Annotated in this window: 17 protein-coding genes; 6 read left to right on the top strand and 11 right to left on the bottom strand. The window is 43.6% G+C overall.

Features of this window, described 5'->3' with window-relative positions; genetic code table 11:
* Positions 1-48: 48 nt before the first annotated feature.
* The 10 genes from R8G66_19095 to R8G66_19050 are packed head-to-tail and all read right to left on the bottom strand — an operon-like array spanning position 49 to position 9,078.
* Positions 49-681, bottom strand: coding sequence for an HAD family hydrolase (locus R8G66_19095; protein MDW3194492.1), 633 nt, complete (start codon positions 679-681; stop codon positions 49-51).
* A complete protein-coding gene (locus tag R8G66_19090; protein ID MDW3194491.1) occupies positions 678-1,049 on the bottom strand; it encodes a nuclear transport factor 2 family protein in 372 nt (123 codons plus the stop codon). Before R8G66_19090 ends, R8G66_19095 begins: the two co-directional genes overlap by 4 nt.
* A gap of 31 nt (positions 1,050-1,080) precedes the next feature.
* Positions 1,081-2,181: a two-component regulator propeller domain-containing protein gene (locus R8G66_19085; GenBank protein ID MDW3194490.1), complete on the bottom strand. Its 1,101-nt coding sequence runs from the start codon at positions 2,179-2,181 to the stop codon at positions 1,081-1,083.
* 37 nt (positions 2,182-2,218) lie between these two features.
* Positions 2,219-3,889, bottom strand: a complete 1,671-nt coding sequence (recN, locus tag R8G66_19080) for a DNA repair protein RecN (protein MDW3194489.1) — start codon at positions 3,887-3,889, stop codon at positions 2,219-2,221.
* Entirely contained in the window at positions 3,886-4,113 is a 228-nt protein-coding gene (locus R8G66_19075; GenBank protein MDW3194488.1) for a hypothetical protein, read from the bottom strand. The genes recN and R8G66_19075 overlap by 4 nt, the downstream gene beginning before the upstream one ends.
* A gap of 1 nt (position 4,114) precedes the next feature.
* Positions 4,115-5,005, bottom strand: a complete 891-nt coding sequence (locus R8G66_19070; protein MDW3194487.1) for a DUF4835 family protein — start codon at positions 5,003-5,005, stop codon at positions 4,115-4,117.
* Positions 4,998-6,200 carry a bifunctional phosphopantothenoylcysteine decarboxylase/phosphopantothenate--cysteine ligase CoaBC gene (gene coaBC / locus R8G66_19065; protein ID MDW3194486.1) on the bottom strand — a complete coding sequence of 401 codons (1,203 nt, stop codon included), beginning with the start codon at positions 6,198-6,200 and terminating at the stop codon, positions 4,998-5,000. Before coaBC ends, R8G66_19070 begins: the two co-directional genes overlap by 8 nt.
* A gap of 11 nt (positions 6,201-6,211) precedes the next feature.
* The gene (locus R8G66_19060) at positions 6,212-6,529 is read right to left on the bottom strand and encodes a DNA-directed RNA polymerase subunit omega (GenBank protein MDW3194485.1); all 318 of its coding nucleotides are present in this window, start codon (positions 6,527-6,529) and stop codon (positions 6,212-6,214) included.
* Positions 6,529-7,359 carry an outer membrane protein assembly factor BamD gene (gene bamD, locus R8G66_19055; GenBank protein ID MDW3194484.1) on the bottom strand — a complete coding sequence of 277 codons (831 nt, stop codon included), beginning with the start codon at positions 7,357-7,359 and terminating at the stop codon, positions 6,529-6,531. Before bamD ends, R8G66_19060 begins: the two co-directional genes overlap by 1 nt.
* Before the next feature lie 60 nt (positions 7,360-7,419).
* Positions 7,420-9,078 carry an OstA-like protein gene (locus R8G66_19050; protein ID MDW3194483.1) on the bottom strand — a complete coding sequence of 553 codons (1,659 nt, stop codon included), beginning with the start codon at positions 9,076-9,078 and terminating at the stop codon, positions 7,420-7,422.
* 76 nt (positions 9,079-9,154) lie between these two features.
* On the opposite strand from R8G66_19050, the gene tilS reads away from it, so the two are divergent.
* Positions 9,155-10,525: a tRNA lysidine(34) synthetase TilS gene (tilS, locus tag R8G66_19045; protein ID MDW3194482.1), complete on the top strand. Its 1,371-nt coding sequence runs from the start codon at positions 9,155-9,157 to the stop codon at positions 10,523-10,525.
* Between the two features lie 69 nt (positions 10,526-10,594).
* Entirely contained in the window at positions 10,595-11,533 is a 939-nt protein-coding gene (gene mdh / locus R8G66_19040; protein ID MDW3194481.1) for a malate dehydrogenase, read from the top strand.
* Between the two features lie 142 nt (positions 11,534-11,675).
* On the opposite strand, the gene R8G66_19035 is transcribed toward mdh, so the two are convergent.
* Entirely contained in the window at positions 11,676-11,885 is a 210-nt protein-coding gene (locus tag R8G66_19035) for a hypothetical protein (protein ID MDW3194480.1), read from the bottom strand.
* A gap of 180 nt (positions 11,886-12,065) precedes the next feature.
* On the opposite strand from R8G66_19035, the gene ppk1 reads away from it, so the two are divergent.
* The 4 genes from ppk1 (at position 12,066) to R8G66_19015 (ending at position 17,497) form a co-directional block, all read left to right on the top strand.
* The gene (ppk1, locus tag R8G66_19030; GenBank protein ID MDW3194479.1) at positions 12,066-14,174 is read left to right on the top strand and encodes a polyphosphate kinase 1; all 2,109 of its coding nucleotides are present in this window, start codon (positions 12,066-12,068) and stop codon (positions 14,172-14,174) included.
* Between the two features lie 197 nt (positions 14,175-14,371).
* The gene (locus R8G66_19025) at positions 14,372-15,577 is read left to right on the top strand and encodes an aminotransferase class I/II-fold pyridoxal phosphate-dependent enzyme (GenBank protein MDW3194478.1); all 1,206 of its coding nucleotides are present in this window, start codon (positions 14,372-14,374) and stop codon (positions 15,575-15,577) included.
* Positions 15,570-16,685, top strand: coding sequence for a hypothetical protein (locus tag R8G66_19020; GenBank protein ID MDW3194477.1), 1,116 nt, complete (start codon positions 15,570-15,572; stop codon positions 16,683-16,685). The genes R8G66_19025 and R8G66_19020 overlap by 8 nt, the downstream gene beginning before the upstream one ends.
* Positions 16,682-17,497 carry an SDR family oxidoreductase gene (locus tag R8G66_19015; protein ID MDW3194476.1) on the top strand — a complete coding sequence of 272 codons (816 nt, stop codon included), beginning with the start codon at positions 16,682-16,684 and terminating at the stop codon, positions 17,495-17,497. Before R8G66_19020 ends, R8G66_19015 begins: the two co-directional genes overlap by 4 nt.
* Positions 17,498-17,721: the final 224 nt, after the last annotated feature.

Genomic DNA, 17,721 nt, shown 5'->3' with positions numbered 1-17,721 from the left:
ATCTGTAGCCCCGTGGATTCAAGTCTACGGGGCTTACTTATTGAAGCACTACGTCAATTCCAGTTCTGCGAAATTTGTAATACGATACAGACTGTAGGGTGAGTTAGGTTGATTTGAGCGAGCCATCTGGATGGTAGTAAGCCCGAGTGCTTTTCCGGCTTTCAGTTCAGATTCCGGGTTATCACCAATGACGACATGCTGCTCAGGCATCAATTCACTGGATTCAATGATCTGTTTAAAAATCCCTGATTTGAATAAGCGATTTGGAGCATCAATTTCATCTATATAGATGGCTTCAAATGCGGAAGCTATTCCCAGCGCAGAGATCTTGGCTTCTTGCAAATGTTTGAAACCTGTTGTGACCAATACTTTTGGGTAAGGAAAGGATTGTAGGTGTTTAAAGTCTGAAAAGGGCTGAATATTAAATTTGAAGTTGGTTTCATTGATGAGCTTTGGAAGCAGTTTACTTAATTCGATAGGGAATTGATGTTTTGAAACAACCTGATCAAATGGAAGATGCCAAAGGTCATTTTCAATCTCCTCTAAAGCCTTTGAAGAATAATGATCGATCCCGACCTTTCTGAATTGACTGAATATTGATTTGAGATGGTTGGTGCCAATGCTCCGGGTTTCGAAAATTGTATCGTCCAGGTCAAGAATGAGTAGCCGTCCCTGATTCATGATGGGTTTTCATAATCTTCAATTTGCCGATCTTCTCGTATTTCCCCAATGTGGTAGTGAGCGATGATTTTGGTTATTTGCTCTCCTTGCAAATAGTACCACTCACTTACATCCATTTTGAAGGATTCCCCTTGCCTCGTAGTGTATCGGACACATGCTTTATCTGCTTCATAGAAACCATCGTGGATCTCAAATTGATAACCCAGAAACTTGTCCTGATTTTGCTCAACTAGTAGGAGATAGGCAGACTTTCCCGAAATGATTCCGAAAGGACTCTCATGTGTAAAGCCTTCGGCTAGTGGTAAATTCATAAAGTCACCGGAAGACCATTTTGCGAACCAGGATTCGGCGATTGCTTTACTTTTCATGGTGAAAGATCAAACGCTCGGAGCAATTATCCTAATTCCAGGGGCCCAATGCCGTAACAGGTCGAAATAAGAAGGCTGGATTTTTTTGGTCGGGATAGTATCGGAAAAGTCCGCCCCAGCCACCCAACCAGAATCGACCGGAGGTGTCTTCATAGAAGCTTAAAATGCCATCAGTAAGCAAACCTTGAGCTTTATTGAATTGGGTAAAGGAATCACTGGTGGGATCGTATTGGTACACCCCATGGTTTTCAGAGGCGAACCAAACCTGCGATCGAAGGTCTTCATACAATGCACCAATTTCCCATCCTTTAATTGTACTGTATGGATATGTTATGAATTTTCCATCCGAATATCGTCCGAGTCCACCCAACATGGTGGCGATCCAAATGTTGCCTCGACTATCTTCCATGAGGCTGGATATACTGTTGTTAGGCAATCCGTTTTCTTTGGTGAAAAACTGAAATCCCTTCTCCGGATGGTAGCAGGTAATCCCGAAACCATCCGTAACAAACCAATAAGTGCCTGTCCGGTCTTTAATGATGTCGGTGATACGATCTTCGGAGTAGATTGAAACCGTATCCGGTACTGCTGCTTTTGGTAAATCAAATGCGCTAAAAGACTGGCCGTCGAATTGATAGAGCCCCTGTGTGGTACCTACCCAAAACTGATCATTGTCATCCAGAAAAAGGCTCCATATTTCCTTGTCTTCCAATCCCTGGTCTGTAGCATAATTTTCAAACTGAACGCCTGGGTTATTTTCTGATGCCGTATACTTACTTAATCCATTAGCGGTGCCAAACCATACATTGCCAGCGCTATCCTCTACAATTCCAGTAACTCTACCACCAGCCAGCCCGTGACCTTCATCGAAGTATTCGAGCGTATCCCCATCATAGCGCATGATGCCATAGACATTGGTGCCAAACCAGAGATCACCTCTGGAGTCTTGGAAGATCTTTCGCAGATGTTGACAGAGTTGGCCATCAATGAAGAAGAGCGGGTCTACCCAATCCTCAGGCGGGCTAGTATCTTTAGCGGTGGATGAAAAAGTAGACTGTTGATTCGAATCTCTCTGGCATGAAATGCAAATCAGCAGAATGAGCAAATAGGATGAGAATTTGAGTAATGGCATGCCTGAAAGCCTTTTGAAGACTTCTTCAATTTATGGCTTATTCCGGAAAGCTGCCCAACTCTTCGACCAATTCCCGGGCACTTTCCTGTGCCATGGTACTTGGATTGTTGCCGCCAATCATTTTCGCGATGTTGCTGATCCGCTCTTCATTGTCGAGCACTTTGATCCGACTGATCGATCGAGCGGCTTCATGGTCTTTGTAGACGAAGTAATGTTGCCTGGCAGCGGCTGCGAATTGTGGTAAATGGCTGATTGAAATAATTTGATGTCGATCCGCCATGGCACGCATCATTTTCACCATTTGAATGGCCACTTCTCCCGACACACCTGTATCAATCTCATCAAAAATGACGGTAGGCATCGCTGTTTTTTGAGCCAGAACAGACTTGATAGCAAAAATCAATCTAGAGAATTCTCCACCTGAAGCCACGCTCTTCAACGGCTTGGGGTCGATCCCTTTATTGGCAGAAAAAAGAAACTCAATCGCATCCAGACCATCAACTGATGGATCTTGTTCACTGAGACTAATCTTCAGTTCTCCATTTTCAATTCCGATGGTCTGAATGATCTTTACGATCTGTTTGGCTAAAGCATTTGCCGTTTTTTGTCGAGAAGCGGTCAACTTTTTGCCTTTCTTCAACACAAGCTCTTTTGCCTTAGCGACCTGCTCCGTTAATTGCTTGATGCGTTCGTCGGAGTTTTCAAATCCTTCAAGTTCTGTACTGAGTTTTTCTTGCAATTCAAGTAAGCCGTCAATTTCAGTTACTCCATGCTTTTGTTGCAGTCGGAAGATCAGGTCGAGTCGTTCCTTGACGAACAAAGCCCGTTCGGGATCAAAATTGATTTGCTCATTGGTGGTGGCCAATTCGTCCACAATGTCTTTCAGCTCGATGCTACAGCTTTCCAGGCGCTCGGGCATGGATTGGAGGTTGTCTTTTAGATCAGCGATTTTTCCAATCAATTGGCTGACTTCCCGCAGCTTATTCAAGATGGAAGCATCACTTTCGTCCAGTAAATGCACAGATCCTGTGAGCTTCTCTTTGATTTCTTCCGCATGCTCTAACAAATGCAGTTCTTTTTCTAATTCCGCTTGCTCATCAACTTCGAGTTTGGCTTCATTAAGCTCCTGCAAGATGAATTTTTGATAATCCAGGTCTTTGGAGGCTTCCAGTGACTGGCGCCTGAGCTGCTCCAGTTCCTTTTGGAGATTAGCATAAGACTTAAACTGCTCCTGGTAAGTATTCAACAGCTCATCATGCTGAGCAATCTTATCCAGCGTTTGCAACTGAAATTGGCTATTACCCAGGGCCAGCGATTCATGTTGGGAATGGACATCTACTAGTTTGATTCCCAGCTCTTTAAGAACGTCCAGGGTAACTGGGGTGTCATTGACAAAAGCCCGGGACTTGCCGGTTGGGCTGATCTCTCTACGAATGACACATTCTGCTTCATAATCCAGGTCTGCTGTTTCGAATAAAGATTGTAAGCCTAATTGCTCTACCTCAAAAATGCCTTCCACGACACATTTCTGAGAGGCATCATAAAGCACCTTCACGTCGGCACGCTTACCTAATAATAAGCCAATGGCACCTAGAAGAATGGATTTCCCCGCACCAGTTTCTCCGGTAATGATATTCAGAGAAGATTCAGGTCGCAGCTCTAGAGCTTCGATCAGGGCATAATTTCGAATAGAAAGCGATTGGATCATTGATGAACGGGCGCCTTTTTGTCAGACCACATTTCTTGAATGTCCTGCAAAAGTAAAACGCGCTTGTGTCCTAACCCATTCCTTGTGGTAAGTTTATCTTTTTCCAGTTTTTTCAAGGTGACATGGAGCACTTCGCCAGACTTAAGGACTACATCTATCGACTTCCTGGATTCGAGGTAATGCTTGAGATCTTTGAAGGCTACTTTGATCTGTACTTTCGACATGCTATTTGATCATTGCCTCGAAAACCTCCGATTTTGTAGGATCGATATTGGTCAGGATGTTGTAAGCCTCGCGTCGTTCGCTGGGGTTTCCTGTAGAAAATATCTGCGCCAATTCATCTGCTTTGGCATCCAGGAAGGAAATGGTCAAAATAGACCTTGGGCGGGCATTGTTGGCTTTTTGGATTTGTCCAAGGCTTTCCAAAATGGATTTGTGCGCATCGTCCGGTGCTTCGCTAAGGTTGTCCATGCCCTGCCGATGATATTGATATTGTGCCCGACGAATTGGTTCCATTTCATTACTTAGCAAGTTCTCGGCGAGCCAATAGCGATTACGAATGCTGTTGAATTGTTCCCAACCCGGATATCCGGATTGCTGAGCATTGATCACAACCTGCCATGCTTTTTGGAAATAATCTTCTCCGCCCAATTCTGAAAAGGAATCATAATCAAAACCAATGATCATGTAGGCATAGTAGGCGAGGAGGGAGCTGATGTTATCTAAGAACGTGTTTTCACTGAATTGAATGGGTTGTGAGGCTACATATTCAAACGTCCAGTCCCGATCAGCGAAGTTCATGAGGACAGATTCATAATCTGTGTTGAATACCGGACGCGATGAAAGTACTTGTACCGAAGCCTCAAATCGACCAATGCTTGGCTGTTGCGAAATGGTCAGGATCAGGTTGCAATTGATGCGCTCCTCTTGCTCATATTGATCCTCTGTCCATCGCCGGTTATTCATGAATTCAGCGAATACCACTTCCATTTCCTGAAAAATGGATCGTTCGGTGGTTTGCACCTGATCAGCGTTCACGACTACCCGACAATTCAATTCCTGAGCAGAAACGATCAGCGGAACAATTAGTAAAATTAGGAGGTGATACCTAAGCATTGAGCTTTTCAACAATCTCATTGACAATATCCGAAGCTACTTCTTTTTTAGTTTTTAACTCAAAAGCTTTAGGATTATTATCCCGAGAGTAGATTGTTACTTTATTAGTCGCGTGAGAAAATCCTGCTCCTTCGTCATTTAAGGAGTTCAGCGCAATGAAATCAAAGTTCTTTTGCTCCAGCTTTTTCTGCGCGTTGGTGCCTTCTTCGTTGGTTTCCAGGGCAAAACCTACGGTGATTTGTCCGCTGGTTTTTCGTTCACCCATCTCCGCTGCAATGTCTTTGTTTTCCACCAGTTCAATGGACATGCCATTGCCGGTTTTCTTCATTTTATGGTCCACCGCTGATTTGGGACGATAATCAGAAACTGCGGCAGCGAAAATGGCTACATCAGCCGAACCGAAATTCGAATCAGTAGCTTCATACATTTCCTGGGCGGAATTGATCTTGATTACTTGAAGGTTTTCTCCTGTAGGAATGTGCTGAGTGGGGCCAGTAATGAAAGTTACCTGGGCACCCTGGACCAAACAATTCATCGCCAGTTCATAGCCCATTTTCCCGGATGAATTATTGCCAATGAACCTTACCGCATCGATTTGCTCATGTGTAGGCCCCGAAGTGATCAGTACTTTTTTGCCCGTTAATTTCTCTGTAGCCTGGAAAAATTTTTCCAATTGCTCAATCATGTGTTTGGGTTCAGCCATTCTCCCCACACCGGAAAGTCCGCTGGCCAATTCACCATCTTCCGCAGCAAATTGGTGATTGCCGTAGCTTTCTAATTTCCGGATATTGGCTTGCGTGGAAGGGTGGAGGTGCATGTCAAGGTCCATGGCCGGAGCAAAAAATACCGGACATCTGGCTGACAGGTAGGTGGCAATGAGTAAGTTGTCGCAATTGCCATTCGCCATTTTACTCAGGGTATTGGCACTGGCAGGTGCTACGACCATGACATCTGCCCACAGTCCCAGTTCAACATGGCTGTCCCATTCACCAGTTTCTTTGTTGAAAAAATCCCGGTAAACCTTGTGCTTCGATAAAGTGGCCAGGGTAAGTGGCGTGATGAAGTCGGTTGCGCTTTCGGTCATTACGACGCGAACTTCAGCACCACTTTTGATCAGTAAACGAACAAAAAAGGCGGATTTGTAGGCTGCAATGGACCCACTTACCGCCAGTAAGATTTTTTTTCCGTTAAGCATGAAAGGTGGAATTATTCCTCCCCTTCACCTAACTCAGGCATACGGAACATCACTTCGTCTTCAAGAAACTCGTCGATGGCCATTGAGCTAGGCTTAGGCATGCGCTCGTAAAACCTGGAAATTTCAATCTGCTCTCTGTTTTCGAAGATCTCTTCCAAATTGTCTACAGAAGAGGCAAATTCAGCCAATTTACCATTCAACTCTTCCTTGTTTTTCGTGCTGATCTGACGAGCTCTTTTTCCAATAATGGAAATAGACTCATAGATATTGCCCGTTGGCTGAGCAATGTGGTCGTTATTTCGAGTAATGATAGATGGATCCGTTGCCATTACGATTTATTTTTTTGAGCCGCAAATTTAGATAATTCCTCCAAACTTTCCTGATAATATTCACCTGCATCTTTCAGGTACTTACTTTCAGGATAGCGTCTGAGCATGGCTTCATACTTTTCAACCGTCTCCTTGAAGCGCTCTTCCTGTTTGGAGTAGATGCTGTTACGTGCATAGTTGTAATTAGTTTCAACCATGAGGAAAGCAATTTCTTCATTGAATTTGCTATCCGGAAAGTTTCTCTGGAAGTTTTCGAAGGTGACCAGTGCAGGTCGATAGCCTTTCACACCTTTGATCTTATAATAAAGAATGGCATTGTCGTATGCCTTTTTCTCCAGTTTCACCTGTAGTTCATCAATCAGGTTGTCCGCTTGTTCGGCGTATTCCGAATAGGGATACGTATTGATAAAGTTCTGAAGCGCGGTAACGGCTTCAAAAGTGCTGGTTTGATCCAGACTGTGTTTTGGGCTCTGCTTATAAAGCGAATAAGCGTGCATGAATGTGGCTTCCATCAGGTACTCACTTCGACCATAGATGGTTGAGAAAGTCTTGAAGTGATGCGCACTTAAAATGTATTGTCGTTGGTGAAACTGGCAGTAGGCATAGTAGAAGTTTCCCAACTCCGCTTCCTCTGTTCCCCGAATGATGGGCAGAATGTCTTCTAGCAACAGTCCGGCACGGAAGTAATCCTTCACTTCGTAGTACCGAATGGCAGCTTCATATTTATCTTTCCATTGTCCTTTTCGGAGTAACTTTCTGAACTTGGAACATGATGAAACACTCACCATCAACAGGCACACCAAACCTAACTGCAATATCCTCTTCGTCATATCAAGGGTAAAAATCGAGCGCAAAATTACAAAGTCCAAGAGAGAACAGAAAACCGAGGCTTATCCGTCCTCAGATTCCTCATTTTTAACGTTTTTTATCATCTTACGCTTTCCAGGGATGAATTTTTCGCCCCGAATTTTCCGTTCGGGAACCATTTTTTCGGGATCGATGGTCATGTCTTTGATGGGTGTAATCCCTTCTCCTGTACTGGGCACTTCACCGAAAATATCAATCAGACTGGGTCGTTCCTCTATGCGCCATGAAAACCCTTTCAGGCGAGTATCCCCTGCCTTCAATTCATGGGGCGGGATGAATTTGGCTTCTGGTTGTTGGAAGATGGATATAGTTGATACCTGGTTGTCCTTGAAACCGATCTTCATCGTACTACAAATGAATTTGTTCATACCCATGGTACTGGTATCTCCTTCGGTAAGAACATAATAGATACCCTCGGCATTACCGTCCACGGTCATACGCGTCATCTCTTCTTCTACGAAATACGCCACCATGTCTCTTCCTTTTATCTGGTTGTAATTCTTCAGTGTGTCCTCCGTCACCATGAAGGAATTTCGGTACAGGTTCATTCGGTCCAGGTTCTCCTCTTTGATTGTCAGGCTGATCGTGTCTGCATTGATCTGATTGTTTTCGTTCCAAAGAATTGGATTCCGATAAAGGAAGAACAGCGAATCGGATTTATAGTAGGCTGCTGAGTCAGCACGGCCCTGCATGCCTTTCTTAAAGATCTTAATATCATTATATGCCAGAATCCTTTCCGCGCTATCATATTCACTTTCAATGGCTACCAGCGTATCTGCCGCCATGTAAAGGGTGTCGTCTTCTAAAATTCGTTTCAGGATCGGGTTGCCAAATACCTTACTAATACCTTTTTCCTTGTCATAGTAGCCTTCATCCCCAATGATGATTATATCGTTGTTTTTGGCCGTAAGCACCACATTCCCAATGCTTTTGTAATACCTGAGCAGGTCGTCAAAATACAATTGGTCCCCCTCCAGGGTATAATCTTCTGTATCTAATTTGCCTTCGACGAAATCCGATTGATCGATCTGGGTTCGAAAAACCCCGCCATCGGAAAAGAGCTTGGTGCCGTCTTCATTTTCTATTTCAGTGGGACCGTAGGTGTAAGCGATTTTTGTATTGGTATCGTAACGGAGCGTATCGGCTTTTAAGGTGAAATTGGGTGAGACCAATACCACATCCGTGTAAAATGTCGCCAGGTTTTGCTGGCCATAGAAATATCCGATTTCACTGGTCAAAGTATTTGTAGTGCTGTCGAGTAGCTTACCACCATTAAAGTATTTTGCAACTTCAGAGTCCAGGTTGTAATCAAGAAAGTCAGTTAGTAGTTGTTGCACTCCTTTCGTGTATACTACATTTTTCCTCAACTCCGAATCTCTCGAATCCCCGTCGTAGATTAGCTCTACCGAAGTGATGGTTGTGGAGTCATCCAGGATCTTCACATGTCCATAAGCTTCCATCACATTTCTGCGTTTAAAGTAGAAGGAGCTATCGCAATATACAGTGGTTTCTTCCTGTGTGAAGATTACCTCATTTAGGAGTTTCTGGAATTTTTCGCCGTTTCTTTTTCCGACAGTTAACGTCTTGGCTTTGTAGTCAATTTTCCTCGCCTTGCGTTGAGCCGATGCGGGCAGAAACGCAGCTATCAGAATAAGAACAAAAAGCAATCGACGCAAAGTCATATAAGTATGAGTCAAGAATTTTTGAAGTAACAAAACTAGTAACGTTCAATGATGCAAAAGGATTGCTTTGAATTTTATGACGAATTTTGAGGACATGCAGGCGGAACTTCAAGCTTTTATCCAGCAACGCAAGCTTTTTAAGTCGAATGATCATTTGCTTATTGCCGTAAGCGGAGGCGTAGATTCGATGACCTTACTTCACTTGTTGGTCCAACTAGGATATCAGGTTTCCGTGGCTCATATGAATTTCGGTTTGAGGGGAGAAGCTTCAGATCAGGACGAAGCATTGGTCACAGAAATATGCAACCTGCTGCACGTTCCTGTTTTTACAAAGCGAGTAGCCACGGTTGATTACGCGAATGAGCAAGGGATTTCCATTCAAATGGCAGCCAGGGAGTTACGCTACAGATGGTTCATGGAGCTTGAAGATGAGCATCATTTTGCTTATGTGGCTACAGCTCATAATGCAGATGATAACCTGGAAACCGTACTATTCAACCTAACCAAAGGAACTGGAATTCGCGGGATTAGTGGGATCAATCACCGATCGGGAATCTTTGTGAGACCTTTACTCTTTGCAGAAAAATCTCAAATCATTGCTTTTGCTGAGGCTAATGGTATCCGATGGCGAGAAGATGCTTCCAATACCGAGGTGAAGTATGCCAGAAATAAAATACGACATGAGGTGCTCCCGGTTCTTAAAGCGATCAATCCATCCGTGATTGCCCATTTTGAAAATACACGACTTAGAATCTCTGGCACGGAGCAGGTTTTGATGGACAAGGTTCAATCGATCAGAGAACAGCACACCTCTATGTCAGAAGGCATATTTTATATCAACCATGATTGGATGACGGGTCAGGAAGTGGATGCGGTGATTCTTTCTGAATTACTAAGGGAATTTGATTTCAGCTTTTCCCAGTGCCTGGATATTTCAAAAGCGGCTGATCAATCAGGAAAGCTATTCTATTCTGAAAAGTTCCTGCTTAACATCAATCGTGGCCAGTTCATGGTGAAGCCGAAAGTAGAATCCGTTGGTGCTTCAACGATCGCAATTGAAGTCACAGAAGGTACTTACCAAATAGGTGACAGGTCGCTGCGAGTCACTGAGCATCCGGTAGAGTCATTCAAAAAGGGGTCGGCGCCTCATGAAGTGTATCTAGATGCGGATGCAGTACAATTGCCACTCATCATTCGACAATGGGAACAGGGAGATGCTTTTCAGCCTTTGGGCATGAAGGGTAAAAAGAAAATTAGTGACTTTTTAGTCGATCAAAAAGTGCCTCTAATTGACAAAACTGCTGTTCTTGTACTGGAATCAGATGCGACGATTTGCTGGGTAGTCAATCACCGGTTGGATGATCGTTTCAAAGTGACGGATAAGACACAGAAAGTGCTGAAAATCACCTGTCAAAAATCATTTGATCAGGGACCAAATACGGTGTAGTTTTGGGGCCGATTTCGCAGGTATGGAATGTGAGGTCAATAATCTAAGAATCAAAATCACGTTAATCCCATGAAAGTTACCGTAGTAGGAGCAGGAGCAGTCGGAGCCACCTGTGCTGAAAATATCGCCAGAAAATCATTATGTGAAGAAGTTGTTTTACTGGACATCAAAGAAGGTTTTGCGGAAGGCAAGGCCATGGACATGAACCAGTGTGCGACTTTGAATGGTTACGATACCAAAGTTATCGGTTCAACAAATGATTACCAGGCTACTGAAGGTTCAGAAGTGGTCGTGATCACTTCCGGATTGCCAAGGAAACCGGGTATGACCCGTGAAGAACTTATCGGAACCAATGCCGGGATCGTGAAGTCCGTAACGGACAACATTCTGAAATACACGCCTAATCCGATCATCATCGTGATTAGTAATCCTATGGATACCATGACTTATCTGTCTGCTAAAGCCAGCGGATTGCCTAAAGAAAGAATCATCGGTATGGGTGGGATTCTCGATAGCAGCCGATTCAAATACAGATTGAGTGAAGCCATTTCTTGTTCGCCTAATGACCTGCAAGGTGTTGTGATTGGTGGACACGGAGATACGACCATGATCCCGTTGATTAACCACGCTACTTACAACAGTGCTCCTGTAACTGATTTCTTGTCTGCTGAGCAACAAGAGCACGTTGTGAAAGAAACCATGGTAGGCGGCGCTACTTTGACCAAATTGATCGGTACATCTGCGTGGTATGCTCCCGGAGCTGCAGGTGCTTATCTGGTAGAGAGCATCGTACGTGACCAAAAGAAATTATTCCCTTGCTGTGTATACCTCGATGGTGAATATGGTCAGAGCGACATCTGTATTGGTGTGCCTGTTGTAGTTGGTAAAAACGGTTGGGAAAAAATCGTTCAGTACAACCTGAGTGATGATGAGCAAGCGAAATTTAATGCAAGTGCAGATGCAGTTCGTAAAATGAATGCTGTGCTTTCAGATATGAAAATGGTGTAATCCATTATTCATTTAGCGATAAAATAGGAAACCACTCCATTTGGAGTGGTTTCTTTATTTTGAAGCAACACTAAAACTACGAGAGTAAGTTGTTGTGGAACTTTCTCATAGGATTACTCGAAACTTCTAATATTAGCCGCTCTTAGGCATAAGTGCTAGCCAGGTTTAATTCTTTTACAATTTTGGATGCCAGCTTGCTGGTCAATCCGTCCATTTCATATAGAACTTCGAAATCTGGATCGGATACTTCTTGTGTCATATTACTATAGGTGGCCCAACTACCAAACTGGTATTCTTTGAGTATAGGATTGTACCAAATGACTCCTGTGGTGGCTTGCGGTGTGTTCGTCATTATAAAGGCGCTTGTTACAACTTCTAAACGAAGGTAATCAATTAAATTGCATTATTATTGGAAAAAATATAATTTTTTCTTTCCTATCTTCTACGGCGCAACATGAATTAGGTTACAAAAACCCAGCTATCCTTCTCTGTAAGGTATCGGTATCAAGGTTCCTTCCTTTAACTTTGGACCATGCAGGAAAACTATCAGGACCTTATTTCCGGGAGTGATTTGATCAGCCGAGACCTTAGCTGGGTGAGATTCAATTATCGTGTTTTAGATCAGGTAAAAAAGCAAGACCGGAGCCTGGTTGAGCGACTCAAGTTTTTGGCGATAACAGCAAGCAATGCGGATGAGTTTTTTATGATCAGGGTCGGTAGTTTATACAACTACGTGGATTTTGAAACTGATAGGATTGATTATTCAGGCTTACACTTGATTCCTTTTAAAAATGCCTTGTTTCAGGAACTCCAGGAATTTGCTGCTGAACAACACCGGCTTTTTTCGGAAGACCTGTCGCCGAAATTTAAAGACCTTGGATTTTCTATTTGTGCTTTTGAAGAATTGTCAGAGAATGAGCAGAAGCAAGTAGGAAAATATTTCCGTAAAGAAGTGTTCCCAATGCTGACACCTATGATGTATGATTCTTATCATCCCTTCCCGGTGTTAATGAACAATGTGCTCACTTTCGGCGTGGTTTCTAAGGGTTTGGGCACCGGGAAGAAGGAGAAGAAGAAAATGTCCTTTGTGCAAATACCGCAGAATGTCAGTCGATTCTACCCGATAGAACGTGAAGGTCAGGTGATATTCGTTCCGATTGAAGAAATTGTCAAAAACAACATCGCAGAGCTGTTTAAAAATGTCGAACTCATATCCTGTACACTGTTCCGAATGACAAGGAATGGGGATTTCACGTTGGAGGAGTCCGAAGATATTGAAGCCAATTACCTCGAAGAACTTTCTAAGAAACTTAAAACACGAAAGACAGGCAGGGTGGTTCGTCTGGAGATCAGTTCCGTCTTCGATAAATGGTTGATCAGAAAGTTGAAAGACCGGTTTGAGATCGAGGACGTCAACCTGTTCAAAGCCGAAACTCCTGCGATGATTGATTACACCGGACTTTGGCAAATTGTCAATTATCCGGCACTGCAAAACTTCCGTGAAGAGTCGAAACCTCCGGTGAAGCCACTCAGTATGGAGGATTATCAGGACCAGAAAATATTCAACATCCTGAAAGACCGTGATATCCTCTTGCACCAGCCCTACAATAGCATCGAGCCACTACTTGATCTTCTTGATCAGGCGGCGGAGGATGCCAATGTGATGTCTATTAAGCTGACTATTTATCGTTTAGCAAAACGTTCCAGGGTCATTGAAGCGTTATTAAAGGCTGCGGAGAATGGTAAGCACGTTTCAGTCCTTTTTGAGGTGAAGGCACGCTTCGATGAAGAAAACAACATGCGGCAAGCACAGCGTCTTCAGAAAGCCGGTTGCTTTGTGATCTACGGCGTAGGTTCTTTGAAAACACACACCAAGTTATTGCTGATCGTCAGAAAGGAACGGGACAGGGTCAAGCGATATGTCCATATGTCCAGTGGTAACTATAATGAATCTACTTCCAAACTGTACACCGATCTCGGCTTTATGACCACTGATGATGGATATGCCAATGATGTACAGGAATTCTTTAATGTAATCACGGGCCACTCATTCCCAGACAAGTATGAAAACCTGCTTACCGCTCCCAGGGACCTGCGCAATAAATTGATAGAACTCATTCAGAGTGAAGGAGAAAATGCTGCCAATAGCTTACCAGCAGGTATTGTGATCAAGATCAATTCCTTGCAGGACAAAGACACCATAGAAGCGCTTTATGCGGCATCACAGCTAGGAGTACCCGTAAGATTGATTGTTCGAGGCATTTGTTGTTTGCGTCCACAGCGAGCGGGTTTAAGTGAAAACATTGAAGTACGGTCCATTGTGGGAGACTATCTCGAGCATTCACGGATATTTTATTTCCATAACAATGGAGAGCCCATTGTCTATTCTGGAAGTGCAGATGTCATGGTCCGGAGTTTTGATCGTCGTTTAGAATCTCTGTTCTTGATCAAGGACAAATTCCTGAAACAGCAGGCGATCAATATATTAGCCTATAACCTCAAGGACAATGTGAATGCTTACGAAATGAAAGAGTCCGGGAGTTATGTAGCCGCCTCAGCAGAAGGAGAAGTATTCAATATTCACAAAGAATTTTTCAAAGTTACCAGCGATATTGTTCGAAATGCGAAACTTTTTGGTTGATTTGCTGAATAATATTTAATCGGATGGGGATTTGTGCTTTCAAAAGGCAATTTGGGCGACCTGCTCAATCTGCTCCTTTTGATACAGGAATTTGCATTGACACATTATATATTTGCGGACTGAATTGGCTTGGTGTATATGCGAAGCCAGACTGCATAGGGGAGTTGGTTTTGTGATAATTTATCATCGATTTTAGTATGAGCGCATTACGGGAAAGGACCCGACAGTTTAGGGAGCCACAACGTGTTCAGGATTTAGGATTCTATTCTTACTTCAGAGAGCTGGAATCTCATCAGGGCACGGAGGTGATCTACAAAGGAAGAAAGGTCTTGATGTTTGGTTCGAATAGTTACCTGGGATTGAACAATGATCCTAGAGTCAAAGAGGCCTGCATCAAAGCAGTAGAGAAGTACGGTTCCGGTTGTGGTGGCTCCAGGTTCCTGAATGGAACCCTTGATCTACATGTTGAATTAGAAGAAAAACTGGCCAAATTTCTCCGTAAAGATGCTTGTATCGCCTACAGCACCGGTTTTCAGGTAAACCTGGGTGTTTTGCCTACATTGGCTGGTCGGGGAGATTACCTCATTTTAGATACACAAAATCACGCGTCCATCATTGAAGGTGCCCGATTATCTCAGGCGTCTACGGTGTACTTCAAGCACAATGACATGAAGTCATTGGAAACGAAGCTGAAAAGCATTGGAAAAGAGGCGTTCAAAATGATCGTGGTAGATGGTGTCTTCAGCATGGAAGGAGACATTTGTGAATTACCCGATATCGTGAGACTGGCTCAGGAGTACAATGCGACAGTCATGACTGATTGTGCGCATGCAGTCGGTGTGTTGGGCGAAGAAGGACGTGGGACACCTTCCTACTTTGGCTTGGAAGATGAAGTGGAATTGATCGGCGGTACTTTTAGCAAATCATTTGCTTCTTTAGGAGGGTTTATTGCTGGAGATGCGGATACCATCAACTACCTGAAACACATTTCAAGATCATTCATTTTCAGTGCGAGCATGACCCCTGCGGCAGTTGCAGCGGTGATCAAAACACTGGAAATATTACAAACTGAGCCTGAGCGATTGAAAAAGCTCTGGGACAATACGCACTATGCGCAAAAGAGACTGGTAGAATTAGGATTTGATATCGGTGATTCAAAAACACCGATCATTCCAATTTATATCAGAGATTACGATAAGACATTCCAGATTTCAACCAGACTGATCCAGGAAGACATTTTTGTCAATACAGTGATTCCACCGGCTGTAAGACCGGAAGACACCCTGATGCGTTTTTCTCTGATGGCGACGCATACCAAAGATCAGATCGACGAGGCCATTTCCAAAATCCATAAGGTAGCTAAGGAAGTTGACATTCCTTTAAACGAGCCTTCTCGTGTATAGTATCAAGAAGATTGAAGGCAAGGTGGGTCTAAAGAAATTCATCAAATTCCCTTTTACCATTTTTAAAGAGAATGACTGTTGGGTGCCTCCACTGATGATGGACGAACTCACGGTTTTCAATCCCAAGAAAAATCCAGCATTTGACGGAGCTGAGGCGGTTTACTGGATGGCTTATGAAGGGAATAAACCTGTCGGTCGAATTGCAGGCATCATCTTGCAAAGAGAAGCGAAGGAAGAAAAACTGGCTCGTTTTGGATGGATTGATTTCATCGATGATATCAAAGTAGCCGAGTTGCTACTGAACACGGTTGAACAATGGGCCAAGGAAAAAGGCCTGAATGGTATTCATGGGCCGATGGGGTTCACGGACATGGATTTTGAAGGTATGTTGGTCGAAGGCTTCGACAAGCCTGGAACTATCGCTACCATCTACAATCATCCGTATTACCCTGAACACTTGGAAAAGTTGGGCTATGCCAAGAGCGTAGATTGGCTACAGTTAGAAACGGAAGTGCCTGATGAGTTACCTAAAAGACTGGCTCGTCGAGCAGAAATGATTGAAAATCGCTTCAAGTTCAAAAGCCTGAAGTTCAAGAGTAAAAAAGAGGCGCAGAAATACGGCGATGAGTTATTTGATGTGCTCAATAAATCCTATTCAGATTTATTTGGATTCCATCAATTGACCGAAAAGCAGATCAAGTTCTACATTGATCAGTACCTTGGCTTTATTGTCGTTGATTTTCTGAGTATGATCGTGAATGAAGAAGGCAAATTGGTAGGTTTTGCTATCACCATGCCCTCTTTGTCCAAAGCTTTTCAGAAGGCGAAAGGTCAGGTCATTCCTTTTGGGCTTTTTCATATTTTGAAAGCAATGAAGAAAAATGATAAAGTCGACATGTATTTGATCGGTGTACTACCGGAATATCAGATGCACGGTGTGACGGCCATCATTTTTAGAGATTTGATCCAGGCCTATATTGATAAAGGCATAAAAACCACCATAACCAACCAAATGTTGGAGGGCAATCAGAAAGTGCTTGCTCAGTTCAACGAATTTTCTTCCGAAGTTTACCAACGACGGAGGTGCTATAAGAAAGTGCTTGCATGAGTGTATTTGCAGAAAAAAACCTTTGGGGGCTCATTTTAGGAGCGTCCAGTGGAATGGGATTAGCAACCGCTAAGAAACTGGCCGGAGCCGGCATGAACCTCATTCTTATTTATCGTGAACGTAGATCCCGACAAGTGGAAGTCGATGAGGCTTATAATGAAATGCGTGCGATGGGCGTGGAAGTGCTGGACTTCAATACCGATGCATTGCAGGAAGTGAAGCGAGAGCAGGTGCTGGAAGAAATTGCCACTAAAATCGGTGATGGTAAAATCAGGTTACTGTTGCACTCTATTGCGAAAGGAAACCTCAAACTGATGACTCCCACACCAGAAGATGGGGGCATTGCCTATCCTTCACAGTTACTGACGGACGAAGATTTTGCCATTACCGGAGATAGCATGGCCTTCAGCATTGTGCCCTGGCTCAATGCCATTTTAGCCAAAGACCTGGTGGCCAATCCCGCGAGAGTCATTGCCTTGACCAGTGCCGGAGACAAACGCGTTTGGAAAGGGTATGCTGCGGTAGCAGCAGCTAAAGCTTCTTTGGATGCCATCATCAAATACATTGCTGTCGAGTATGCACATTTGGGTATCACTTCTAATTTAATCGAGGCAGGCGTGACGGTTACTCCATCCATGCAACTCATTCCGGGGAGTAACGAAATGGTAGAACGCATCCAGCAACAACATCCAAAGAAACGCTTGACGCAACCGGAAGATGTGGCCAATGCGATTTACCTGTTGACGCAAGATGAAGCTAATTGGATCAATGGATCCCGATTGGTGGTTGATGGAGGTGAAACACTGATCTAAGCCGAAAATTCATAGAAAAACAGGCTGGTCATTGGTGTGATTTTCAACAAAAAATCAATTACCTGATTTTTTTTGCAAAAAGTGATAATTTTTTTGGGGGTATTAAAAGTGCCGTTTGCCTTCCTGTGAAGTGAGTTTACGTCTAGTCGTGAATTCACCCGATAATTTGTAATGAAGATCAAGCCTATGAATTATATGACCAGCTCATCTGTTGTATCCTTTAA

This window comes from Cytophagales bacterium (assembly GCA_033344775.1).
Lineage (GTDB): Bacteria > Bacteroidota > Bacteroidia > Cytophagales > Cyclobacteriaceae > JAWPMT01.
The sequence above is the reverse complement of the archived record's forward strand: the minus strand, read 5'-3'. Positions and strand labels throughout refer to the sequence as shown.

Coding starts and splice junctions, on each gene's coding strand:
- R8G66_19095 (MDW3194492.1), bottom strand. CDS start 681: ATGAATCAGGGACGGCTACTCATTCTTGACCTGGACGATACAATTTTC.
- R8G66_19090 (MDW3194491.1), bottom strand. CDS start 1,049: ATGAAAAGTAAAGCAATCGCCGAATCCTGGTTCGCAAAATGGTCTTCC.
- R8G66_19085 (MDW3194490.1), bottom strand. CDS start 2,181: ATGCCATTACTCAAATTCTCATCCTATTTGCTCATTCTGCTGATTTGC.
- recN (MDW3194489.1), bottom strand. CDS start 3,889: ATGATCCAATCGCTTTCTATTCGAAATTATGCCCTGATCGAAGCTCTA.
- R8G66_19075 (MDW3194488.1), bottom strand. CDS start 4,113: ATGTCGAAAGTACAGATCAAAGTAGCCTTCAAAGATCTCAAGCATTAC.
- R8G66_19070 (MDW3194487.1), bottom strand. CDS start 5,005: ATGCTTAGGTATCACCTCCTAATTTTACTAATTGTTCCGCTGATCGTT.
- coaBC (MDW3194486.1), bottom strand. CDS start 6,200: ATGCTTAACGGAAAAAAAATCTTACTGGCGGTAAGTGGGTCCATTGCA.
- R8G66_19060 (MDW3194485.1), bottom strand. CDS start 6,529: ATGGCAACGGATCCATCTATCATTACTCGAAATAACGACCACATTGCT.
- bamD (MDW3194484.1), bottom strand. CDS start 7,359: ATGACGAAGAGGATATTGCAGTTAGGTTTGGTGTGCCTGTTGATGGTG.
- R8G66_19050 (MDW3194483.1), bottom strand. CDS start 9,078: ATGACTTTGCGTCGATTGCTTTTTGTTCTTATTCTGATAGCTGCGTTT.
- tilS (MDW3194482.1), top strand. CDS start 9,155: ATGACGAATTTTGAGGACATGCAGGCGGAACTTCAAGCTTTTATCCAG.
- mdh (MDW3194481.1), top strand. CDS start 10,595: ATGAAAGTTACCGTAGTAGGAGCAGGAGCAGTCGGAGCCACCTGTGCT.
- R8G66_19035 (MDW3194480.1), bottom strand. CDS start 11,885: ATGACGAACACACCGCAAGCCACCACAGGAGTCATTTGGTACAATCCT.
- ppk1 (MDW3194479.1), top strand. CDS start 12,066: ATGCAGGAAAACTATCAGGACCTTATTTCCGGGAGTGATTTGATCAGC.
- R8G66_19025 (MDW3194478.1), top strand. CDS start 14,372: ATGAGCGCATTACGGGAAAGGACCCGACAGTTTAGGGAGCCACAACGT.
- R8G66_19015 (MDW3194476.1), top strand. CDS start 16,682: ATGAGTGTATTTGCAGAAAAAAACCTTTGGGGGCTCATTTTAGGAGCG.